Annotated in this window: 18 protein-coding genes and 1 pseudogene; 10 read left to right on the plus strand and 9 right to left on the minus strand. The window is 54.3% G+C overall.

Annotated features, from left to right (window positions below; genetic code table 11):
- A pseudogene (locus RDN66_RS17975) lies at nucleotides 1-695 on the plus strand (F0F1 ATP synthase subunit beta); the annotation flags it as partial.
- Nucleotides 696-715: 20 nt separating this feature from the next.
- On the plus strand, nucleotides 716-1,135 hold the full coding sequence (locus RDN66_RS17980) for a F0F1 ATP synthase subunit epsilon (RefSeq protein WP_202216891.1): 420 nt from the start codon (nucleotides 716-718) through the stop codon (nucleotides 1,133-1,135).
- 518 nt (nucleotides 1,136-1,653) lie between these two features.
- Here the strand turns inward: RDN66_RS17980 and RDN66_RS17985 are convergent.
- Nucleotides 1,654-3,831 carry a right-handed parallel beta-helix repeat-containing protein gene (locus tag RDN66_RS17985; RefSeq protein ID WP_308538087.1) on the minus strand — a complete coding sequence of 726 codons (2,178 nt, stop codon included), beginning with the start codon at nucleotides 3,829-3,831 and terminating at the stop codon, nucleotides 1,654-1,656.
- 344 nt (nucleotides 3,832-4,175) lie between these two features.
- On the opposite strand from RDN66_RS17985, the gene glmU reads away from it, so the two are divergent.
- From glmU to phoU, 7 genes are all read left to right on the plus strand, one after another.
- Nucleotides 4,176-5,546, plus strand: coding sequence for a bifunctional UDP-N-acetylglucosamine diphosphorylase/glucosamine-1-phosphate N-acetyltransferase GlmU (gene glmU, locus RDN66_RS17990; RefSeq protein WP_202216893.1), 1,371 nt, complete (start codon nucleotides 4,176-4,178; stop codon nucleotides 5,544-5,546).
- Nucleotides 5,547-5,734: 188 nt separating this feature from the next.
- Nucleotides 5,735-7,564, plus strand: coding sequence for a glutamine--fructose-6-phosphate transaminase (isomerizing) (gene glmS / locus RDN66_RS17995; protein WP_035893607.1), 1,830 nt, complete (start codon nucleotides 5,735-5,737; stop codon nucleotides 7,562-7,564).
- Between the two features lie 295 nt (nucleotides 7,565-7,859).
- Entirely contained in the window at nucleotides 7,860-8,900 is a 1,041-nt protein-coding gene (gene pstS, locus RDN66_RS18000) for a phosphate ABC transporter substrate-binding protein PstS (protein ID WP_035893606.1), read from the plus strand.
- Between the two features lie 73 nt (nucleotides 8,901-8,973).
- The gene (pstC, locus tag RDN66_RS18005) at nucleotides 8,974-9,933 is read left to right on the plus strand and encodes a phosphate ABC transporter permease PstC (protein WP_035893604.1); all 960 of its coding nucleotides are present in this window, start codon (nucleotides 8,974-8,976) and stop codon (nucleotides 9,931-9,933) included.
- Nucleotides 9,933-10,823: a phosphate ABC transporter permease PstA gene (gene pstA / locus RDN66_RS18010; protein WP_035893603.1), complete on the plus strand. Its 891-nt coding sequence runs from the start codon at nucleotides 9,933-9,935 to the stop codon at nucleotides 10,821-10,823. The genes pstC and pstA overlap by 1 nt, the downstream gene beginning before the upstream one ends.
- 51 nt (nucleotides 10,824-10,874) lie before the next feature.
- Nucleotides 10,875-11,648, plus strand: coding sequence for a phosphate ABC transporter ATP-binding protein PstB (pstB, locus tag RDN66_RS18015; RefSeq protein ID WP_035893601.1), 774 nt, complete (start codon nucleotides 10,875-10,877; stop codon nucleotides 11,646-11,648).
- A 13-nt stretch (nucleotides 11,649-11,661) separates the two neighbouring features.
- Entirely contained in the window at nucleotides 11,662-12,387 is a 726-nt protein-coding gene (phoU, locus tag RDN66_RS18020) for a phosphate signaling complex protein PhoU (protein ID WP_012907987.1), read from the plus strand.
- 111 nt (nucleotides 12,388-12,498) lie between these two features.
- Here phoU and yieH read toward each other — a convergent pair whose 3' ends face one another.
- Nucleotides 12,499-13,164, minus strand: coding sequence for a 6-phosphogluconate phosphatase (gene yieH / locus RDN66_RS18025; RefSeq protein WP_035893598.1), 666 nt, complete (start codon nucleotides 13,162-13,164; stop codon nucleotides 12,499-12,501).
- Between the two features lie 169 nt (nucleotides 13,165-13,333).
- On the opposite strand from yieH, the gene adeP reads away from it, so the two are divergent.
- Complete coding sequence (adeP, locus tag RDN66_RS18030) at nucleotides 13,334-14,671, plus strand: adenine permease AdeP (RefSeq protein WP_035893596.1); 1,338 nt, start codon at nucleotides 13,334-13,336, stop codon at nucleotides 14,669-14,671.
- Between the two features lie 41 nt (nucleotides 14,672-14,712).
- Here the strand turns inward: adeP and RDN66_RS18035 are convergent, their stop codons facing one another.
- The 7 genes from RDN66_RS18035 to yidC all read right to left on the minus strand — a co-directional run.
- On the minus strand, nucleotides 14,713-15,279 hold the full coding sequence (locus tag RDN66_RS18035; RefSeq protein WP_035893594.1) for an NADPH-dependent FMN reductase: 567 nt from the start codon (nucleotides 15,277-15,279) through the stop codon (nucleotides 14,713-14,715).
- Nucleotides 15,280-15,319: 40 nt separating this feature from the next.
- Nucleotides 15,320-16,069, minus strand: a complete 750-nt coding sequence (locus RDN66_RS18040) for a 4'-phosphopantetheinyl transferase superfamily protein (protein WP_035893592.1) — start codon at nucleotides 16,067-16,069, stop codon at nucleotides 15,320-15,322.
- Nucleotides 16,070-16,226: 157 nt separating this feature from the next.
- Nucleotides 16,227-17,186 (minus strand): HTH-type transcriptional regulator YidZ, encoded by a 960-nt coding sequence (gene yidZ, locus RDN66_RS18045; protein WP_202216894.1) that lies wholly within the window; start codon nucleotides 17,184-17,186, stop codon nucleotides 16,227-16,229.
- Nucleotides 17,155-18,336 carry an MFS transporter gene (locus tag RDN66_RS18050; protein WP_202216895.1) on the minus strand — a complete coding sequence of 394 codons (1,182 nt, stop codon included), beginning with the start codon at nucleotides 18,334-18,336 and terminating at the stop codon, nucleotides 17,155-17,157. Before RDN66_RS18050 ends, yidZ begins: the two co-directional genes overlap by 32 nt.
- Nucleotides 18,337-18,430: 94 nt before the next feature.
- Nucleotides 18,431-18,730, minus strand: coding sequence for a GNAT family N-acetyltransferase (locus RDN66_RS18055; RefSeq protein ID WP_202216896.1), 300 nt, complete (start codon nucleotides 18,728-18,730; stop codon nucleotides 18,431-18,433).
- 122 nt (nucleotides 18,731-18,852) lie between these two features.
- On the minus strand, nucleotides 18,853-20,217 hold the full coding sequence (gene mnmE, locus RDN66_RS18060) for a tRNA uridine-5-carboxymethylaminomethyl(34) synthesis GTPase MnmE (RefSeq protein ID WP_202216897.1): 1,365 nt from the start codon (nucleotides 20,215-20,217) through the stop codon (nucleotides 18,853-18,855).
- Between the two features lie 75 nt (nucleotides 20,218-20,292).
- Nucleotides 20,293-20,895 (minus strand): membrane protein insertase YidC (yidC, locus tag RDN66_RS18065; RefSeq protein WP_308538088.1); only part of this gene is annotated, 603 nt, incomplete at its 5' end.

A 20,895-nucleotide genomic window follows, 5' to 3' on the forward strand; every position in this document is an offset into this window, starting at 1 on the left:
AATTCCGTGACGAAGGTCGTGACGTACTGCTGTTCGTCGATAACATCTATCGTTACACCCTGGCCGGTACTGAAGTATCCGCACTGCTGGGTCGTATGCCTTCAGCGGTAGGTTATCAGCCGACCCTGGCGGAAGAGATGGGCGTTCTGCAGGAACGTATCACCTCCACCAAAACCGGTTCTATCACCTCCGTACAGGCGGTATACGTACCGGCGGATGACTTAACTGACCCATCCCCAGCCACTACCTTTGCTCACTTAGATGCAACCGTAGTACTGAGCCGTCAGATCGCTTCCCTGGGTATCTACCCTGCGGTTGACCCGCTGGACTCCACCAGCCGTCAGCTGGATCCGCTGGTTGTTGGTCAGGAACACTACGATACCGCTCGTGGCGTTCAGTCCATCCTGCAGCGTTATCAGGAACTGAAAGACATCATCGCCATCCTGGGTATGGATGAACTGTCTGAAGAAGACAAACTGGTGGTAGCACGCGCACGTAAAATTCAGCGCTTCCTGTCCCAGCCGTTCTTCGTAGCAGAAGTATTCACCGGTTCTCCGGGCAAATACGTTTCGCTGAAAGACACCATCCGTGGCTTTAAAGGCATCATGGACGGCGAATACGATCACCTGCCGGAGCAGGCGTTCTACATGGTCGGTTCCATTGACGAAGCAGTGGAAAAAGCCAAAAAACTTTAACGCCTTAATCGGAGGGTGATATGGCAATGACTTACCACCTGGACGTCGCCAGCGCAGAGCAACAAATGTTCTCTGGTCTGGTCGAGAAAATCCAGGTAACGGGTAGCGAAGGTGAGCTGGGTATTTACCCGGGCCACGCCCCGCTGCTCACCGCCATTAAGCCTGGTATGATTCGCATCGTTAAACAGCACGGTCACGAAGAGTTTATCTATCTGTCCGGCGGCATTCTTGAAGTGCAGTCTGGCAGCGTGACCGTTCTGGCTGATACCGCAATTCGCGGTCAGGACCTCGACGAAGCGCGCGCGATTGAAGCGAAGCGTAAGGCTGAAGAGCACATTAAGAGCTCTCATGGTGACGTGGATTACGCTCAGGCGTCTGCGGAACTGGCCAAAGCTATCGCTAAACTGCGCGTTATCGAGTTGACCAAAAAAGCGATGTAACACCGGCTTGAAAGTCCAAAAGCCAGCCTGGTTTCCAGGCTGGCTTTTTTTATGTCTTGTTTTAATTTAAATGAAACTGAAAAGGTATTTTAAATATTTTGTGATTTGAGTCACAAAAATGTTGATCGATAAAAATGGGAGGAGTAGACTTCTTTTTGTGACATGAGTCACAGAAAACACCACTACTATCGCAGGATTAAAATCATGAAACTGATCAACAAAATCATCGCCCTTTTCAGCGCTATGAACATCTCTTTCGGTACTTTCAACCAGTAAGGTTGATGACCGCACTGGCCGCCTCACCTGTAGGTCAGATGCCGTTCTGTTAAGCGCTGTACCGCTAACGAAAACCACAACACATGCGGTGTAAACAGAACCAAAAATGAAGAAGGTCGCCTCACGGCGACCTTTGTATTTTGTAGGCCGGAGAGTTTCCTGGAGTCGGTGCTAGCGCACCTCGTCCGGGCTACCCAATCATGTAGCCCGGCCAAGCGAAGCGCCGCCGGGAAAGTGGTTTCTCAATCCTTAGTCAGGAAATTCCCGGTATCGAAACTCCCGTCCGCATTGCGCTTCAGCGGCTGCGGTAATGACAGCGACTGGAAATCTTCCGCGCGCAGTTCCTTCCCTTCCGTATTCACGCTTTTTCCCTTCTCGATGAAGTAGTTGGTGGCATCAACGTTCCCCACTACCGCATCGTCATATTTCCCCGGCTGGCTGCGCAGAGAAATATTGTCGCTGAACACGCCCTGAGTTGCGGCATCCCCGTACGGGCTTGGGCGGAAGATAAAGTTGAAGCGCTGGTTATCTACGGCAACGTTATTCACCACCACCAGCTTGCCCGGGTTGAAGTTATCGGTGAAACCATCGAGATGGTTGCCAATAGCAATGCTATTGCGGATTTCGTGGGCCACCGGCTGGCCTTCGCCACCGAGCTTAAAGCCGTTGCTGGTGTTATTGCGGGCAATCGAGTTCTCAATCACCACCACGCCGTTGGCGCCATCTTCAATCTTGTTGAACAGATCGAAACCGTCGTCGATGTTGTCGTAGGAATAGCACCCTTCCAGGCGGTTACCTTCGCCCACGCGCATCTTCACCGCAAAACCGTCGGCGTTGATCTTACCCGGATCTTCATTACTGTAAGACTCTGAGTTCACCACGCGGTTATGGCTTGCCCAGAGCGGGCGACCGATCTTATCGGCGGAAGAGATCTGAATCCCGGTATCGTCGTTGTGATAGGCCGTGACGTTTTCGATAAGGTTATGGCTTCCCTGAATACGCAGGCTCTTGTCGGTGATATCGATACCACGAATCGTCCAGTAGTGACCGTCCAGCAACATACCGTGGATAACCGCTTTACCGTTGGCTTCCAGCGTTTTACGTCCATTCTCAAGTCCGCTTGCGGAGAGTGGGATATCCGTTTTTGCATAGTCGCCTGCTGCCAGCACCACTTTACCGCCCGGTGGCACAAGCGCGATGGCGGTGGTTAAATCCAGAGGCGCTTCTGCCGTGCCTTTGGCATCGGCTTTACCATTTGCAGCGGCGTACAGCGTGCTGTTTGCCGCTGCTTTGTGCTGGCTGACGGTAAGCTCCTGCTCAACCGGCGAACGATCGCTGCCGCTGGTGGGGGTAAATGTAATCTGGAAGCTGTTATTGTCTTTAAGCGTGGTTGGCAGGGTAAACATCTCGCCGGCTTTCACCGGTTTATTCTCCCCGATCACCACTTCGTTCTGGCGCACTGAGAACAGACCATCGTAGTTAGCTCGCGCCTGTAAGGTATAGTTTAGCCCGGCGCTCTGACTGCCGGATGCGAGCTGCATCACCACCGGCCAGGATTTTGCTATAAACGGCTTCGAAGCGACGGTCTGGGCTGCCGACGTGGTCAGCGAGGCATCACTCACGGTGATTTTCGCGTTACGGGAGGCAAAGAAACCTACGTAGTACTGCTTTTTATCCTGAACCGAAATCAGATCGGCATTCGGTACCTGTTGAGTTATCCACTCTTCGCTGCCAACCGGCGCCCAGGCGGTAATAAAGCCCTCGTTGGTTCGTTCGAGCTTAAGGCGGAAGGCCGGAGACTCTCGCAGGTCAACGCCTTCTTTGTAGCTTACCTTTTTAATCTCAGAGCCCGCATTACCCCACGGTTGGGTGATGCCGTTGCGCGAGATAGCCTGTAGCTTCACGCGATAATCGTCTTTTTTATCCTGGGTCATAATGGCGTTCATCACCATATTCGATGCCGCAGGAAACTCTTCATAACCCTCTTTCAACGGCTCCTGGCGGGGAATGCCAATAATGTCGCGTACAAGTAGTCCAGCACCTTCCTGGGCCGCAGGTTTTGCCCCATTCTCCGGGCCAAACTGATCGACGGTTACCGTGGCGGAGAGAACAAAATTCTCATCGCTCGGCAGCGCGGTGTAGAAAAAGGTCAGACCGTCATGTGAGTTGGCAATCTTACCGCCACGGCTTTCAATGGTGATAGGTTTGCTAAGTGAGACAATCTGCTCTGATGTCAGCGTTTTACCGTCAATCGTCACGTTGTTAACTCCCACTTTCTCCGGCAACACGTTAGAGGAGAAGTTGAGATCAGTGGATTGTCCAAAAGCGATCGCCTTCCATTGCTGGGGCGCCTGGGCGTGTGCCGAAAGAGAGAGTGCTGCGCTACAAAGCGTCAGAGCCAGAGGTATTTTCTTTTTCATATCATCTTCCTGAATGGTTGAGCGCCGTAATTATCAACAAATCAAAACGCTGTTTCTTTTTTGTTCGTCACAATAATGAGTAAATAAAACGGTGTTTTAAATTACGGGGTTCTTTATTCAGGTATCAAAAAAACAATATAAGCAGAGAGATAGCGCGCTATCTGGCGATTGAGCCGAATTCTTACAAGACAAACGCGTTTGATATGGACGAAAATAAGGGAAGAAAATCAGTTCGAAAGGGGATGTTGAACGTTTTATCATCAAGCCATTTCATGGCGAAAAATATGTAGAATTTTCAACGTTAACCCGGTTTACTTCATACTTAATCTACAGACAGGATACCTATGTCTAACCGTACCATGAGCGTTGTGATCCTTGCCGCAGGCAAAGGCACGCGTATGTATTCCGATCTCCCAAAAGTGCTGCACACCCTGGCAGGCAAGCCGATGGTGCAGCATGTTATTGATGCCGCGAATCATGTTGGCGCGAACCGGGTTCACCTGGTGTACGGTCACGGCGGTGATTTACTTAAGCAAACCTTATCCGACGATAACCTGAACTGGGTGCTACAGGCTGAACAACTGGGTACCGGTCATGCGATGCAGCAGGCTGCGCCGTTCTTCGCGGATGACGAAGATATTCTGATGCTCTACGGCGACGTGCCGCTGATCTCCGTTGAGACGCTGCAACGCCTGCGCAAAGCCAAGCCGCAGGGCGGAATTGGCCTGCTGACGGTGGTGCTGGACGATCCGAGCGGCTATGGCCGCATTACTCGTGAAAACGGCAAAGTGACCGGCATCGTCGAACACAAAGATGCCACCGACGCACAGCTTCAGATTCAGGAGATCAACACCGGTATCCTGATTGCTAACGGCGCGGACCTGAAGCGCTGGCTGGCGAAACTGAACAACAACAATGCACAGGGCGAGTTTTATATCACCGATATTATCGCCATGGCATACCACGAAGGCCGTGAAATTGCCGCGGTTCACCCGGCACGTATCAGCGAAACTGACGGCGTCAATAACCGCCTGCAGCTTTCCCGTCTTGAGCGTATTTATCAGTCCGAGCAGGCAGAAAAACTGCTGCTGGCTGGCGTGATGCTGCGTGACCCGGCGCGCTTTGACCTGCGTGGCACTCTGTCTCACGGGCGTGATGTCGAAATTGATACTAACGTTATCCTTGAAGGCAACGTGGTGCTGGGCCATCGCGTCAAAATTGGTGCAGGCTGCGTGATTAAAAACGCTACCATCGGCGACGACTGTGAAATCAGCGCGTACAGCGTGGTGGAAGATGCTCATCTGGAAGCCGCTTGCACCATCGGCCCGTTTGCCCGTCTGCGTCCAGGCGCTGAGCTGCTGGAAGGTGCGCACGTGGGTAACTTCGTCGAAATGAAAAAAGCGCGTCTGGGTAAAGGCTCGAAAGCTGGTCACCTGACCTACCTTGGCGACGCGGAAATTGGCGACAACGTGAACATCGGTGCGGGTACCATTACCTGCAACTATGATGGCGCCAATAAGTTTAAAACGATTATTGGCGACGACGTCTTTGTCGGTTCCGACAGCCAGCTGGTGGCGCCGGTCACCATTGGTAAAGGCGTGACCATCGCGGCTGGCACTACCGTGACCCGCGACGTTGCTGATAACGAACTGGTGCTGAGCCGCGTACCGCAGGTACACAAGCAAGGCTGGCAGCGCCCGGTGAAGAAAAAGTAGTTTTTTGTAGGCCTGATAAGGCGTAGCCGCCATCAGGCAGACAGGGGTGAGGAGATAACATAATCTCCCGCCCAAAAGCAGTACCTATAAAAATAACCCCACTCTCTACAAGGCTCGGGGCGCCCGGAATACGGGCAACAGGTTGACCGACAACGCATGGCATAATGCCAAAATCGGAATAGAAAACTATGTGTGGAATTGTTGGCGCAGTCGCGCAACGTGATGTAGCTGAAATCCTTCTCGAAGGTCTCCGTCGCCTGGAATACCGTGGTTATGACTCTGCGGGTCTGGCCGTGGTGGACGCCGAAGGTCATATGACCCGTCTGCGTCGTCTGGGGAAAGTCCAGATGCTGTCACAAGCCGCGGAAGAACATCCGCTGGTGGGCGGCACCGGTATTGCTCATACCCGTTGGGCAACCCACGGCGAACCGTCGGAAGGCAACGCGCATCCGCATGTTTCTGACCACATTGCGGTGGTGCATAACGGCATCATCGAAAACCACGAACCGCTGCGCGAAATGCTGCAAGCGCGTGGCTATGTTTTTGTTTCAGCGACCGATACCGAGGTGATCGCTCACCTGGTGCACTGGGAGATGGAACAGGGCGGTACGCTGCGTGAAGCGGTACTACGCGCTATCCCGCAACTTCGCGGTGCCTACGGCACGGTAATCATGGACTCCCGCGACCCAAGCACGCTGCTGGCTGCGCGCTCTGGTAGCCCGCTGGTTATCGGCCTCGGCATGGGCGAGAACTTTATCGCTTCTGATCAACTGGCGCTGCTGCCGGTCACCCGTCGCTTTATCTTCCTGGAAGAGGGCGATATCGCTGAAGTGACGCGCCGTTCGGTCGCGGTCTTCGACAAATCCGGTGCCAGCGTGAAGCGTCAGGAAATCGAATCTAACCTGCAATACGATGCGGGCGATAAAGGTATCTATCGCCACTACATGCAGAAAGAGATCTACGAACAGCCTAACGCCATCAAAAACACCTTAACCGGGCGTATTAGCCACGGCGAAGTGGATCTCAGCGAGCTGGGCCCACAGGCCGACGCGCTGCTTTCTCGCGTTGAGCATATCCAGATTATCGCCTGCGGCACGTCCTATAACTCCGGGATGGTCGCACGCTACTGGTTTGAATCACTGGCCGGCATGCCGTGCGACGTCGAAATCGCCTCGGAATTCCGCTATCGCAAATCGGCCGTTCGCCCGAACAGCCTGGTCATCACCCTGTCGCAGTCTGGCGAAACAGCCGACACGCTGGCAGGCCTGCGCCTCACCAAAGAGCTGGGTTATTTGGGCTCATTGGCGATTTGTAACGTTGCTGGCTCATCGCTGGTGCGTGAGTCCGATCTGGCGATTATGACCAATGCCGGGGCGGAAATTGGCGTGGCGTCCACCAAAGCGTTTACCACTCAGCTGACGGTACTGTTGATGCTGGTGGCGAAGATGGCGCGCCTGAAAGGGGCGGATGCCTCCGTCGAGCATGAGATTGTTCATGCGCTGCAGGCGCTGCCAAGCCGCATTGAGCAGATGCTGTCGCAGGACAAACGCATTGAGCTGCTTGCAGAAGATTTCTCCGACAAGCATCACGCGCTGTTCCTGGGACGTGGCGATCAGTATCCGATCGCGCTAGAAGGTGCGCTGAAGCTCAAAGAGATCTCCTACATTCACGCGGAAGCGTATGCCGCAGGCGAGCTGAAACACGGCCCGCTGGCGCTTATCGACGCGGACATGCCGGTTATCGTGGTTGCGCCAAATAACGAACTGCTGGAAAAACTGAAATCCAACATTGAAGAGGTGCGCGCGCGCGGCGGTGAGCTGTACGTGTTTGCCGACAAAGATGCGGCGTTCAGCAACAGCGACAATATGCACATCATCGAGATGCCGCATGTGGAAGAGGTGATTGCACCTATTTTCTACACCGTGCCGCTACAGCTGCTGGCTTACCACGTGGCGCTGATTAAAGGCACCGATGTGGATCAGCCGCGTAACCTGGCGAAGTCGGTTACCGTCGAATAAGTTCGTTTAGTTAAAACGATCCGGCTCTGCTTTAGGCACAGCCGGATTTTTTTATCGCTAGAAGCTGTCATAAACCATGACTTTTGGGCTGTCATAAAAAGAAAATTTTGCCGTAATTTCATTGTAAATTATTTTTGTAACCAACTGATTTATAATTATTTAATAATATTATTTTTCGCATGGTTTTCGTTGTCATTAAACTGTAATAAACCTTACATATAACTGTCACCTGATTGTCCTATTTTGCTCCTCGTAGCCACTAAACAATCATTTACGGATTCTTGCAGGAGACATTATGAAAGTTATGCGTACCACTGTCGCAACTGTTGTCGCCGCGACCTTATCGATGAGCGCTTTCGCAGCTGGAGCTGCAGCAAGCCTGACGGGTGCTGGTGCAACCTTCCCGGCGCCAGTGTATGCCAAATGGGCAGATACCTATCAGAAAGAGACCGGTAGCAAAGTAAACTACCAGGGTATCGGCTCCTCCGGTGGCGTAAAACAAATTACCGCTAACACCGTTGATTTCGGCGCATCCGATGCTCCGCTGTCTGACGAGAAACTGGCTCAGGAAGGCCTGTTCCAGTTCCCGACCGTTATCGGCGGTGTCGTTCTGGCTGTTAACATCCCTGGCCTGAAATCCGGCGAGCTGGTGCTTGACGGTAAAACCCTGGGTGACATCTACCTGGGTAAAATCAAGAAGTGGGATGACGAAGCCATCACCAAACTGAACCCAGGCGTTAAGCTGCCTTCTCAGAACATCGCCGTTGTGCGTCGTGCTGATGGTTCCGGTACCTCCTTCGTGTTCACCAGCTACCTGTCCAAAGTGAACGAAGAGTGGAAATCCAAAATCGGCGCAGGCTCTACTGTAAACTGGCCGACTGGTCTGGGTGGTAAAGGTAACGACGGTATCGCGGCATTCGTACAGCGTCTGCCAGGTTCCATCGGCTATGTTGAATATGCTTACGCTAAGCAGAACAACCTGGCTTACACCAAACTGGTTTCTGCCGATGGCAAGCCGGTTAGCCCGACTGAAGACAACTTTGCTAACGCCGCTAAAGGCGTTGACTGGAGCAAATCCTTCGCGCAGGACCTGACTAACCAGAAAGGTGACAACGCGTGGCCGATTACCTCTACCACCTTCATCCTGGTTCATAAACAGCAACAGAAACCTGAGCAGGGTGCTGAAGTGCTGAAGTTCTTTGACTGGGCGTATAAAAACGGCGGCAAACAAGCGAACGAGCTTGATTACGCCACTCTGCCTCAGAGCGTGGTTGAGCAGGTTCGTGCTGCATGGAAAACCAACGTAAAAGACAGCAGCGGTAAAGCGCTGTACTGATTACGGTAGCCCGGCGGAAACGCCGGGCAACTAGTAAACGTCGTGGCGGATTTTAAACTGGAAAGAGTGATTTATGGCTGCAACTAAGCCTGCTTTTAACCCACCGGGTAAAAAGGGTGACATGATATTCAGCGCGCTGGTAAGACTGGCTGCGCTGATTGTGCTATTGATGTTGGGCGGGATTATCGTCTCTCTTATCATCTCTTCATGGCCAAGTATGGAGAAGTTCGGCTTCGCCTTCCTATGGACCAAAGAGTGGGATGCGCCTAACGATGTCTTCGGTGCGCTGGTACCGATTTACGGTACGCTCGTGACCTCCTTTATCGCGCTGCTGATCGCCGTTCCGGTGAGCTTCGGTATCGCACTCTTCCTGACTGAACTGGCACCCAACTGGCTGAAACGCCCGTTAGGTATCGCGATTGAACTGCTGGCGGCCATTCCCAGCATTGTTTACGGTATGTGGGGCCTGTTTATCTTTGCTCCGCTGTTCGCGACCTACTTCCAGGAGCCAGTCGGCAATATCCTTTCTAACATCCCGTTTGTCGGTGCGTTGTTCTCCGGCCCGGCGTTTGGTATCGGTATCCTGGCGGCAGGGGTTATCCTCGCCATCATGATAATCCCGTATATCTCCGCCGTTATGCGTGATGTGTTCGAACAAACCCCGGTGATGATGAAAGAGTCGGCCTACGGCATCGGCTGCACCACCTGGGAAGTTATCTGGCGTATAGTGCTGCCGTTTACCAAAAACGGGGTGATAGGCGGCGTCATGCTCGGCCTGGGCCGTGCGCTGGGTGAAACCATGGCGGTGACCTTTATCATCGGTAACACCTACCAGCTCGACAGCGTTTCGCTGTATATGCCGGGCAACAGTATTACCTCCGCGTTGGCGAATGAATTCGCTGAAGCGGAATCTGGTCTGCATGTCTCCGCGTTGATGGAACTGGGGCTTATCCTGTTTGCGATTACCTTTATCGTGCTGGCGGCATCGAAGTTCATGATTATGCGCCTGGCGAAGAATGAGGGGGCACGCTAATGACGACGCTGGAAATGCAAAGCACCGCCGCGCTGGCTGAGTCTCGCCGCAAGATGCAGGCGCGTCGACGCATGAAAAACCGCATTGCGCTGACGCTCTCAATGGCCACCATGATCTTCGGCCTGTTCTGGCTGGTGTGGATCCTGATGTCCACCGTGACTCGCGGCATCGACGGTATGTCGCTGGCGCTGTTTACCGAAATGACCCCGCCGCCAAACACCGCGGGCGGTGGTCTGGCTAACGCCCTGGCGGGCAGCGGCCTGCTGATCCTGTGGTCGACCGTTATTGGTACCCCACTGGGTATTATGGCGGGCATCTATCTGGCGGAGTATGGCCGCAAGTCCTGGCTTGCTGAAGTTATCCGTTTTATTAACGATATTTTGCTTTCCGCGCCATCCATCGTGGTCGGTCTGTTCGTTTACACCATCGTGGTGGCGCAGATGCAGCACTTCTCCGGCTGGGCGGGCGTGATTGCGCTGGCGCTGCTGCAGGTGCCTATCGTTATTCGTACTACCGAGAATATGCTCAAACTGGTGCCGGATAGCCTGCGTGAAGCAGCCTACGCGCTGGGCACGCCGAAATGGCGAATGATCTCCGCGATTACGCTGAAAGCGTCTATCTCCGGGATTATGACCGGTATCCTGCTGGCTATTGCGCGTATTGCTGGTGAAACGGCTCCGCTGCTGTTTACCGCGCTCTCCAACCAGTTCTGGAGCACCGACATGATGCAGCCCATCGCCAACCTGCCGGTGACCATCTTTAAATTTGCGATGAGCCCGTTTGCTGAGTGGCAGCAACTGGCCTGGGCCGGGGTGTTGATTATCACTCTGTGCGTACTGCTGCTGAACATTCTGGCGCGCGTTATTTTCGCGAAGAAGAAACACGGTTAATTTTTTACGGCGCGGCCAACGACGGCGGCGCTGGATGAGGAAGAGATTGAGATGAGTATGGTGAACACAACTCCGGGTAAAATTTCAGTACGTGACCTGAACTTCTACTACGGCAAATTCCATGCCCTGAAGAACATCAACCTGGATATTGCCAAAAACCAGGTGACAGCGTTTATCGGCCCGTCAGGCTGCGGGAAGTCAACGCTGCTGCGTACCTTCAACAAAATGTTTGAACTGTACCCAGAGCAGCGCGCGGAAGGTGAAATTCTGCTGGATGGCGACAATATTCTCACTAATACCCAGGATATCGCCCTGCTGCGTGCCAAAGTGGGTATGGTGTTCCAGAAGCCAACGCCGTTCCCGATGTCTATCTACGACAACATCGCCTTCGGCGTGCGCCTGTTTGAAAAGCTGTCGCGTACCGACATGGACGAACGCGTGCAGTGGGCTTTGACCAAGGCCGCATTATGGAACGAAACCAAGGATAAACTGCACCAGAGCGGGTACTCTCTCTCCGGTGGTCAGCAGCAGCGTCTGTGCATCGCGCGCGGTATCGCGATTCGCCCGGAAGTTCTACTGCTGGATGAGCCGTGTTCAGCCCTTGACCCGATCTCTACCGGGCGTATCGAGGAGCTTATCACCGAGCTGAAAGAGGACTACACCGTAGTTATCGTGACCCACAACATGCAGCAGGCTGCACGTTGCTCCGATCACACGGCATTTATGTACCTGGGCGAGTTGATTGAGTTCAGTAACACGGACGATCTGTTCACCAAGCCTGCGAAGAAACAAACTGAAGATTACATTACTGGCCGCTACGGTTGATCGGGAGAGAACTGTGGATAATTTAAACCTTAATAAACATATTTCCGGCCAGTTCAACGCAGAACTGGAAAGCATCCGCACCCAGGTGATGACCATGGGCGGCATGGTAGAGCAGCAGCTTTCTGATGCGATTACCGCCATGCACAACCAGGATAGCGAACTGGCGAAGCGCGTCATCGACGGCGATAAGCACGTCAACATGATGGAAGTGGCGATTGATGAAGCCTGCGTGCGCATCATCGCCAAGCGCCAGCCAACGGCGAGCGACCTGCGTCTGGTGATGGCGATTATCAAAACCATCGCCGAGCTGGAACGTATTGGTGACGTCGCGGATAAAATCTGCCGTACTGCGCTGGAGAAATTCTCCCAACAGCACCAGCCGTTGCTGGTCAGTCTGGAGTCATTGGGCCGCCACACCGTGCAGATGCTGCATGACGTGCTGGATGCGTTCGCGCGTATGGATCTCGACGAAGCGGTGCGTATTTATCGTGAAGATAAGAAAGTTGACCAGGAATATGAAGGCATCGTGCGTCAGCTGATGACCTACATGATGGAAGACTCGCGCACTATTCCAAGCGTGCTGACTGCGCTGTTCTGTGCACGCTCTATCGAGCGTATCGGCGACCGCTGCCAGAATATCTGCGAATACATCTTCTACTTCGTGAAGGGGCAAGACTTCCGTCACGTGGGCGGTGATGAGCTGGATAAGCTGCTGGCGGGAAAAGACCCGAAAGAGTGATCGCTTAAAACGCGTTAAAAAAACCTGCCTCGGCAGGTTTTTTGTTCTCTATCGTTGCTGCGCTCAGGCGGGCTAAGGTTGTCGGCCCGATAAGCTTCGCGCCATCAGGCGTTATTGCGTAATATCCCACCCGCGCGCTTTCCACAGCGCAGGCAGTTCCGCGAGATCGGTAAACGTCGTCACCTTTGGATGGTTAATCGGTTTGTTGTGCGGGTCGGCGCAGAAATAGAACACCTCCATACCCGCATCAATCCCCGACTGTGCGCCAGCGGTAGAGTCATCCACCAGAATACACTTCTCCACATCCACGTTCATCGCTTTTGCCGCATGGTGCATCAGCGCCGGGTCAGGCTTCCAGCGCTGGATGTCGTAGCCGCTGAACAGCTTCTCCGGGAAATGATGCAACATCCCCAGCTTGCCCAGCGAATGCTGCATTTTGCTGACCGGGCCGTTCGATACGACGCACATCGGCACGCTAACTGCGTCGAGCAGCGCATTCGCCCCGGCGATCACTTCCAGCTCGGTGTCGAACAGGCGTGCGACCTCGGCGCGGTAAACCGGTTCTAGCTCAGCTTTTTCTAACTGAGTACCGTGCTCATCGTTGATGATGTCGATAATCTCGTAGAGCTTTACGCCCTTGAAACGTTTAAAAATCTCTTCCAGATCGAGCGTGATGCCAAATGTTTTAAACATATGGACGTAGGCCCGTGAACAGATCACTTCGCTGTCGACCAGCGTACCGTCACAGTCAAAAAAAACCGCTTCAACTCCGGACATGTCATTTCCTTTTTAACAAGTTTAACGTTTACGTAATGCCGAATTGGGAGACGCAATCGTTGCCGTATAAGCAAAATCAATGAAAAAAAGTATCTCACAACCGCGCCTATTGTCGCATTTTGGTATAGGATAGCGACGAATTTTCCTTCCATGTCTGCGGAAATTAATAATGAGTCAACAACACACCACCCCGGCTTCCGGTCAGGGGATACTGGAGCGCGTGTTTAAGCTGCGCGAGCACGGCACGACGGCACGTACCGAAGTGATCGCCGGTTTCACGACCTTCCTGACGATGGTCTACATCGTTTTCGTTAACCCGCAAATTCTTGGCGTTGCTGGCATGGACACCAGCGCGGTGTTCGTTACCACCTGCCTGATTGCGGCGCTGGGCAGTATCCTGATGGGCGTATTCGCCAACCTGCCGGTAGCACTGGCACCGGCAATGGGCCTGAACGCATTCTTCGCGTTCGTGGTGGTGCAGGCGATGGGCTTGCCGTGGCAGGTAGGTATGGGTGCCATCTTCTGGGGCGCTATCGGTCTGCTGCTGTTGACGATTTTCCGCGTGCGTTACTGGATGATTGCCAATATCCCGGTGAGCCTGCGTGTGGGTATCACCAGCGGTATCGGGCTGTTCATCGGCATGATGGGCCTGAAAAACGCGGGCGTTATCGTCGCGAACCAGGACACGCTGGTTTCTATCGGTAATCTGACCTCTCACAGCGTACTGCTGGGCGTGCTGGGCTTCTTTATCATTGCGATTCTGGCCTCCCGCAACATTCACGCGGCGGTGCTGGTCTCTATCGTGGTGACTACGCTGCTGGGCTGGATGCTGGGTGATGTGCACTATAGCGGCATCGTTTCGGCGCCGCCGAGCATTACCACCGTGGTCGGCCACGTTGACCTTGCAGGCTCCTTCAACCTGGGTCTGGCTGGAGTTATCTTCTCCTTCATGCTGGTAAACCTGTTTGACTCCTCCGGTACGCTGATTGGCGTGACCGATAAAGCCGGCCTGGCCGATGCGAAAGGCAAGTTCCCACGCATGAAGCAGGCGCTGTTCGTGGATAGCGTCTCCTCGGTTGCGGGCTCTTTTATCGGTACCTCTTCCGTTACCGCGTATATCGAATCCTCCTCCGGTGTGTCCGTAGGCGGTCGTACCGGTCTGACGGCGGTCGTCGTCGGTCTGCTGTTCCTGCTGGTTATCTTCCTGTCGCCGCTGGCGGGTATGGTGCCGGGCTACGCGGCTGCGGGTGCGCTGATTTACGTGGGTGTCCTGATGACATCCAGCCTGTCTCGCGTGAAGTGGGATGATCTGACCGAAGCCGTTCCTGCGTTTATTACCGCCGTGATGATGCCGTTCAGCTTCTCAATCACTGAAGGTATCGCGCTGGGCTTTATCTCTTACCTGGTGATGAAGATTGGTACCGGCCGCTTCCGCGACCTCAGCCCGTGCGTGATTGTTGTCGCACTGCTGTTTATCCTGAAGATTGTGTTTATTGACGCACATTGATGGAAATGACCCTCACCCCGTCGGGGTGAGGGTATCAAGGATTATGCTTTAACGCGCTGAATATACTCGCCAAATGCGGTCAACTGACCGGTCAAATGATCCAACGTCCCTTGTTCAATCACTTCACCCAATTGCGGGTCGACTTTATTCTGAATCACACCACCCATAAACTCCGGCTTGTTCATCACCATCGCATCCAGGAACACCAGAATCTGACGCAGATGGTACTGGCAGCGTGCGCCGCCAATCGCGCCCATGGAGCTGGTCTGAATCAGTACCGGTTTGCCGGAAAGTGGCTGATCCGGCAGGCGAGAAAGCCAGTCGATGGCGTTCTTCAGGCCACCCGGCACAGAATAGTTGTACTCCGGTGTTACGATGACCACGCCATCAGCCTGACGAATTTGTTCTGCTAGCGCTTCGACGCTCTGCGGGAAACCGTCTTCCTGCTGGAGGTCTGCGTCATACAGTGGGATATCGCCGATGGACGGCAGGGCGGAAACGTTCATACCCGCCGGGGCAATTTTAGGCAGGGTACGAGCGACCATACCGTTGAATGAGCCTTTGCGCAGGCTTCCCAGTAACGTAACAACGTTCAACGTTTCAGACATGACTACTCCTTTCCATCTTGGCGGCTGAAATCCAGCCGAATCAGTTGAGTATAAGCGCTTTCTCCGCCGGTAGGCTGGTGAATCTCATCAGGCGTGCCGAAGGTTCATTGGCCCGGGTCTGGGCATCAGGCAGGCTACGCCAGCCGTACTTACCATCAAACTCCCAAACCTTTAGTTTGTCGATAGACGGTGAAGCCGCCAGCGACCAGACCAGTACATCCTCCGCATCGCAGATAACCTCGAGCTGGTCGGTTAATGCCGAGCGCAGACGGCCTGAGCCTGGCAGGAGCTGGAGTGTTTGCGGGGAGTCGTGGTGAACGTCACCTGACAGCTTGAGGACGCTCTGACGCAGCGTGATGAGCTGCGCGCGCGCTTCATGTGGATCGTTCTGGTTGTTGATCCACAGATTCTCATTACTGGTAAAGCGGTAGCTTTCCATCATCGTGGCCTGCGGCGTATTGCGCAGCGTGCGCAGCAGTTCCATATCGAGGCCGCACTGGCCTTCGGTAGTCAGAGCAACGCCGACGATGTTGCCCGCATAAGCGATAGAAAAATCAGGCAGATGGCTGTCCTTAAAGTACGGTTTACCTTCTTCCTGAGTCTCGATTTCAGGCAGTTCGCTGATGCCGTACAGCATAAACAGCAATTCCGCCAGCAGCGCGCGGGAAGCCAGGTAGCGGGTCCGTCGATGGGCCGGCAATTGGCGTGCGATATTATGGCTGGTGGATGAGAGCCTGACCGATAGTAGATGTCCGTCCTTAAGGATCCCTCTTGCAAAATGCGTCGCCATTTTTCGCTCCGTGATTAATGGACTGTGGATATGACGAGATTAACATTTACGTCAGTTATGATCAGGTTTTACTGCCTAAAAATGCGATTGAAAAGGGGTATTACGAGACTTTTACACTTCGCCTTAACTGAAACGAATTATTTTTACGAATAATGAATCAGGAAACAGTGAGGTATAAGGCTTTGAGGGTATCACGGAGCCAAATAATTTTCGGGTTGTGACTATTTCGTTTATGCCAGAGAAGGGTAAACGGCACCTGCAGTTTTTCCCGTTGAACGGCATCGAACGGCAGAGGGCGAGCGACTAATGGCAGATTATGCAGCTGGTTGTAGTGCTGGCAATAACGTGGCGCAGTCGCAATCATCTGGTGGTCTGGCTGGGCGGCCATAAATAGCGACTGTTCAAATCCAGGTAGGCTTAAGGCGATATGGCGCTCGCGCCCCACCTCCTGTAACACGTCGTCCAGCGCCCAGGTATCGCTCTGCTCCCAACAGATGCTGATATGCGGGTAGCGCAAGAACGTTTCCAGATTCCACTCTTCCTGAAGCGCTGGATGGTCTTCACGCAGCCAAACCCAGGGCAGGTCGGTAAAGAGTACCTCGTAGTCTATCGACAGCGGCAGCAGGCTCAGCAGCTCGCGTGAGCGAGGGTGGCTTTCGCGTCCGGTGAAGCCAATGTCGACCTCGCCGCGAATAATCGCATCCAGCGAATCATAATCCCAATTACGCACTTTGATGGTCGCTTGGGGATAGCGTTGGTAGATCTGGCTGGAGAGTTCGTTGAACATGATCATGACTAGCGGTGTCTCGGCAACCAGATCGAACTTCAGCCCGCGCGGCGTTTCGTGATGCGGCTTATCCAGCAGTTGATTCCCCATCTGCATCCACTCGGCCAGACTTTGCTCCATGCTAACCATCAGCGGCGTTGGCGTTAGCCCTAGCGGGGTATTCACAAACAAGGGATCGTCAAACCAGGCGCGCAGCTTCGACAGCGACTTACTGACCGCCGACGGCGTGACGTTCATCCGTTTGGCGGTTTTGGTGACGCTACGCTCCTGCATCAAAAGTTGCAGGCAGAGCAGTAAGTTAAGATCGAGACTGGTGAGGGACTTCTTCATGTGTTGGCGCAGACCGGTTAGGAGCAACTGAGATAATCAGCATGATGCTCACTATGCTACAGCCAATCAGAATCCCGATCAGCATATTCAACGCATCGAGACCGAGGATAGCCGACAGCCATATCCATAGCGACGACCCGCAAACCTGAGCAATACCCAGCGCTGAACTGGCAACGCCGGCCCGTAGCGTAAACGGCCCCAGCGCCTGACTCATGGCAACGCCAAAGCCAACCGAGAAGCCTGCGCAGATTAAGGTGAGCCCAAAGAGCGTCACGGTATGCGTGCCTGCAAGCGTCAGTACAATGCCTGCCGCCAGGAACAGTACCTGTGACGCCAGCATCAGGGTACGCGGTTTAAACAGGCTCAGGGCAAATGGGGTCGAGAATGACACCGCCATGCTGACGCCTGCGGTCATCGCCATGGTCGTGGCGTATTCACCACGGTCGAAGCCCATCACTTCCATCAGCAGCACCGGTGAGGTGTTCACAAAGGTGAGGATCACCGATACGCTCAGCGTGGTGATTGCCAGGCGGCTGAGGAAAAAGCGGTTAACCAGCGACTCTGCTCCCGACGTATAGCCTGCCGAGGCAGGAATCGTCGCCGGGCGTGATTCTCGCAGCACAAATACCGACAGCAGGCAGACCACGATGCCCATACCGATCATCGTGTAGAACAGGCTCTGCCACGGGTATTTGAGCATAATCAGATGCCCCATCACCGGTGCGAGCACCGGCACGATACAGGTGATGCCATTAAGCAGCGATAGTACCTTGGCTCGGAGACGATCGTCGAGCGTATCACGCAGGATTGCGAAGGCCACCACGTAACAGCAGCCAGCCCCCACGCCTTGAATAAATCGGCCGACCAGGAAGGGCGTGCCGCTCTCCGCCAGCGAACAGATAGCAGAAGCGACGATGTAGATCAGCGCCCCGACAATGGCCACCGGCTTGCGACCCGATTGGTCTGCCACTTTTCCGGCGAATAGCATGGCGGTTGCCATCCCGGCCAGATAGACCGAAAACGCGATGTGCAGCTGTGCTTCGCTGGCCTGTAAATCAGCGGCGATGCGGGGCAATCCCACCAGGTACATATCAATACCGGCGGGATAGAGTAAAACCAGGGCAAAACAGCAGACGAGAAAGCGTGTCATGGCGACCTCACGAGAAATGTGGCGCTCAGCATACTGGGGTGTATGAGATGACACGAGTTGCCATTTGGACAACAGTGATTTCCTGCAAGGAAACTTACTTCCAGACCCTCGCCATGCCTTCGCTTTCCGGGCGTACGGATTCGAAGCCGAATTTGGCGTACAGCTCCGGAACGTCGGCGATATCGACGATTTCAAAATTCAGCGCACCGTCGCCGACGATCCTCCCCATGCCAACTGGTGTGCCCTGCCAAAGGATATGAACGCCGTAGCAGCTACGTGGCAGGCCGATTTCGGCCGCCGCAAGCGGGCGAGCAGACAAGCCAGCTATTTTGCGCAGGCGGCAGAAGTCTTCAGCAGATGTAGTGGTTTCAATCAGTGTGTATTCAGTTGTCATGGCGGTGGCCTGTTTAACAAGAAAAGAGGACTGTTAACCAGTTTAGCCGCAGGTGAGGGATTAGTGCGGCACGAGAGAAAAGAAAACCAGAATTAACAATATGTTAATTCTGGTTTGATAGCTTACTTACCAATACAGAAGCTGGAGAAAATCCTACCGAGTAGATCGTCGGAGGTAAACTCACCGGTTATCTCACTCAGGCTCTGCTGTGCCAGGCGCAGCTCTTCTGCCAGCAGCTCCCCGGCCCAGGCACCAAGCAGCTGGGCTTTACCCTGTTGGAGATGCTCGGCGGCATCGGAAAGCGCCTGAAGGTGACGACGGCGCGCCAGGAAGCCACCTTCTATATTGTTTTCAAAGCCCATGCTCTGTTTGAGATGGTTACGCAGCACCTCGACACCTTCGCCGGTGCGCGCGGAGAGGCGCACAAGTGAGTGGTCATTTACTTCGCTCAGCCCCAGCGTCTCGCCGGTAATATCGGCTTTGTTACGCACCACGGTGATCGGCAGGTTTGCCGGCAGACGGGCGATAAAGTCCGGCCAGATATCGGCGGGATCGGTCGCATCGGTGGTGGTGCCGTCAACCATAAACAGCACGCGGTCGGCCTGCTCAATTTCCTGCCAGGCTCGCTCGATGCCGATACGTTCAACTTCATCGTTGGCGTCGCGCAGACCGGCGGTATCGATGATATGCAGCGGCATACCGTCGATGTGAATATGCTCGCGCAGCACGTCGCGGGTGGTGCCCGCGATGTCCGTGACGATAGCCGCTTCACGGCCCGCCAGGGCGTTCAGCAGGCTCGATTTCCCGGCGTTCGGGCGACCGGCAATCACCACCTTCATCCCTTCACGCAGCAGGCTGCCCTGACGCGCTTCGGCGCGAACGGCATCGAGATCGCCAATGACGTTGTTCAGCTGCGCTTCGATTTTACCGTCAGAGAGAAAGTCGATTTCCTCGTCCGGGAAGTCGATGGCCGCTTCCACGTAGATGCGCAGGTGAGTAAGTGCTTCCACAAGGTGGTTAACGCGCGCCGAGAAGGCACCCTGCAGCGAGTTCAGCGCCGAACGTGCCGCCTGCTCGGAGCTGGCGTCGATGAGGTCGGCAATGGCTTCTGCCTGTGCCAGATCGAGCTTATCGTTTAAAAACGCGCGCTCGGAAAACTCACCGGGGTTGGCAATACGTACGCCCGGCAACGTCAGAATACGTTTCAGCAGCAGATCGAGGATAACCGGGCCGCCGTGGCCCTGAAGCTCCAGCACATCTTCGCCGGTGAACGAGTTCGGGCCCGGGAACCACAGCGCAATGCCCTGATCCAGCGCGCTGCCGTCGCTGTCTTTGAACGGCAGATAATCGGCGTAGCGTGGCTTAGGCAGCTTGCCCAGCACCGCCTGCGCGACATCTCTCGCCTTCAGGCCGGAGATGCGCAGAATGCCCACACCACCGCGTCCCGGTGGGGTTGCCTGGGCGACGATAGTGTCGTTTTGGCTCATGGTTTGTCTCTACTGTGTCGCAATAAAAAAGGCGGTCATTCGACCGCCTTCCATTTTAGCTCGTGCTCAACCGAATCAGGATTTTTTCTTCTCGCGGCTATGCAGGCCACGTTTTTCCAGACCACGGTAAATCAGCTGCTGCTGAATGATGGTTACCAGGTTGCTGACGATGTAGTACACCACCAGACCAGACGGGAACCACAGGAAGAACACCGTGAAGATGACCGGCATAAAGGTCATGATCTTCTGCTGCATCGGGTCGGTCACGGTGGTCGGAGACATCTTCTGAATGAAGAACATCGTCGCGCCCATGATGATCGGCAGGATGTAGTACGGGTCTTGTGCAGACAGGTCGTGGATCCACAGGATAAACGGCGCATGACGCAGTTCAACCGAGGCGCTCAGCATGTAGTACAGCGCAAGGAAGATTGGCATCTGAATAATCAGCGGGAAGCAGCCACCCAGTGGGTTAACTTTTTCCGCTTTATACAGGGCCATCATTTCCTGGCTTTGACGCTGTTTGTCATCGCCCAGACGTTCACGCATCGCCTGAATCTTAGGCTGCAGCATACGCATCTTCGCCATGGAGGTGTACTGCGCTTTGGTCAGCGGGTACATGATGCCACGAACGATAAAGGTGATAACGATGATGGAGAAGCCCCAGTTACCCAGGAAGCT

Source organism: uncultured Kluyvera sp., assembly GCF_902485085.1.
Taxonomy (GTDB): Bacteria; Pseudomonadota; Gammaproteobacteria; order Enterobacterales; family Enterobacteriaceae; genus Kluyvera; species Kluyvera ascorbata.

Bases quoted from the DNA above. Each gene is read 5' to 3' on its own strand.
- pstA (WP_035893603.1), top strand. From the start codon at position 9,933: ATGACGACGCTGGAAATGCAAAGCACCGCCGCGCTGGCTGAGTCTCGC.
- pstC (WP_035893604.1), top strand. From the start codon at position 8,974: ATGGCTGCAACTAAGCCTGCTTTTAACCCACCGGGTAAAAAGGGTGAC.
- RDN66_RS18035 (WP_035893594.1), bottom strand. From the start codon at position 15,279: ATGTCTGAAACGTTGAACGTTGTTACGTTACTGGGAAGCCTGCGCAAA.
- mnmE (WP_202216897.1), bottom strand. From the start codon at position 20,217: ATGAGCCAAAACGACACTATCGTCGCCCAGGCAACCCCACCGGGACGC.
- yidZ (WP_202216894.1), bottom strand. From the start codon at position 17,186: ATGAAGAAGTCCCTCACCAGTCTCGATCTTAACTTACTGCTCTGCCTG.
- RDN66_RS17980 (WP_202216891.1), top strand. From the start codon at position 716: ATGGCAATGACTTACCACCTGGACGTCGCCAGCGCAGAGCAACAAATG.
- RDN66_RS18040 (WP_035893592.1), bottom strand. From the start codon at position 16,069: ATGGCGACGCATTTTGCAAGAGGGATCCTTAAGGACGGACATCTACTA.
- glmU (WP_202216893.1), top strand. From the start codon at position 4,176: ATGTCTAACCGTACCATGAGCGTTGTGATCCTTGCCGCAGGCAAAGGC.
- RDN66_RS17985 (WP_308538087.1), bottom strand. From the start codon at position 3,831: ATGAAAAAGAAAATACCTCTGGCTCTGACGCTTTGTAGCGCAGCACTC.
- RDN66_RS18055 (WP_202216896.1), bottom strand. From the start codon at position 18,730: ATGACAACTGAATACACACTGATTGAAACCACTACATCTGCTGAAGAC.
- adeP (WP_035893596.1), top strand. From the start codon at position 13,334: ATGAGTCAACAACACACCACCCCGGCTTCCGGTCAGGGGATACTGGAG.
- yieH (WP_035893598.1), bottom strand. From the start codon at position 13,164: ATGTCCGGAGTTGAAGCGGTTTTTTTTGACTGTGACGGTACGCTGGTC.
- pstB (WP_035893601.1), top strand. From the start codon at position 10,875: ATGAGTATGGTGAACACAACTCCGGGTAAAATTTCAGTACGTGACCTG.
- pstS (WP_035893606.1), top strand. From the start codon at position 7,860: ATGAAAGTTATGCGTACCACTGTCGCAACTGTTGTCGCCGCGACCTTA.
- glmS (WP_035893607.1), top strand. From the start codon at position 5,735: ATGTGTGGAATTGTTGGCGCAGTCGCGCAACGTGATGTAGCTGAAATC.
- RDN66_RS18050 (WP_202216895.1), bottom strand. From the start codon at position 18,336: ATGACACGCTTTCTCGTCTGCTGTTTTGCCCTGGTTTTACTCTATCCC.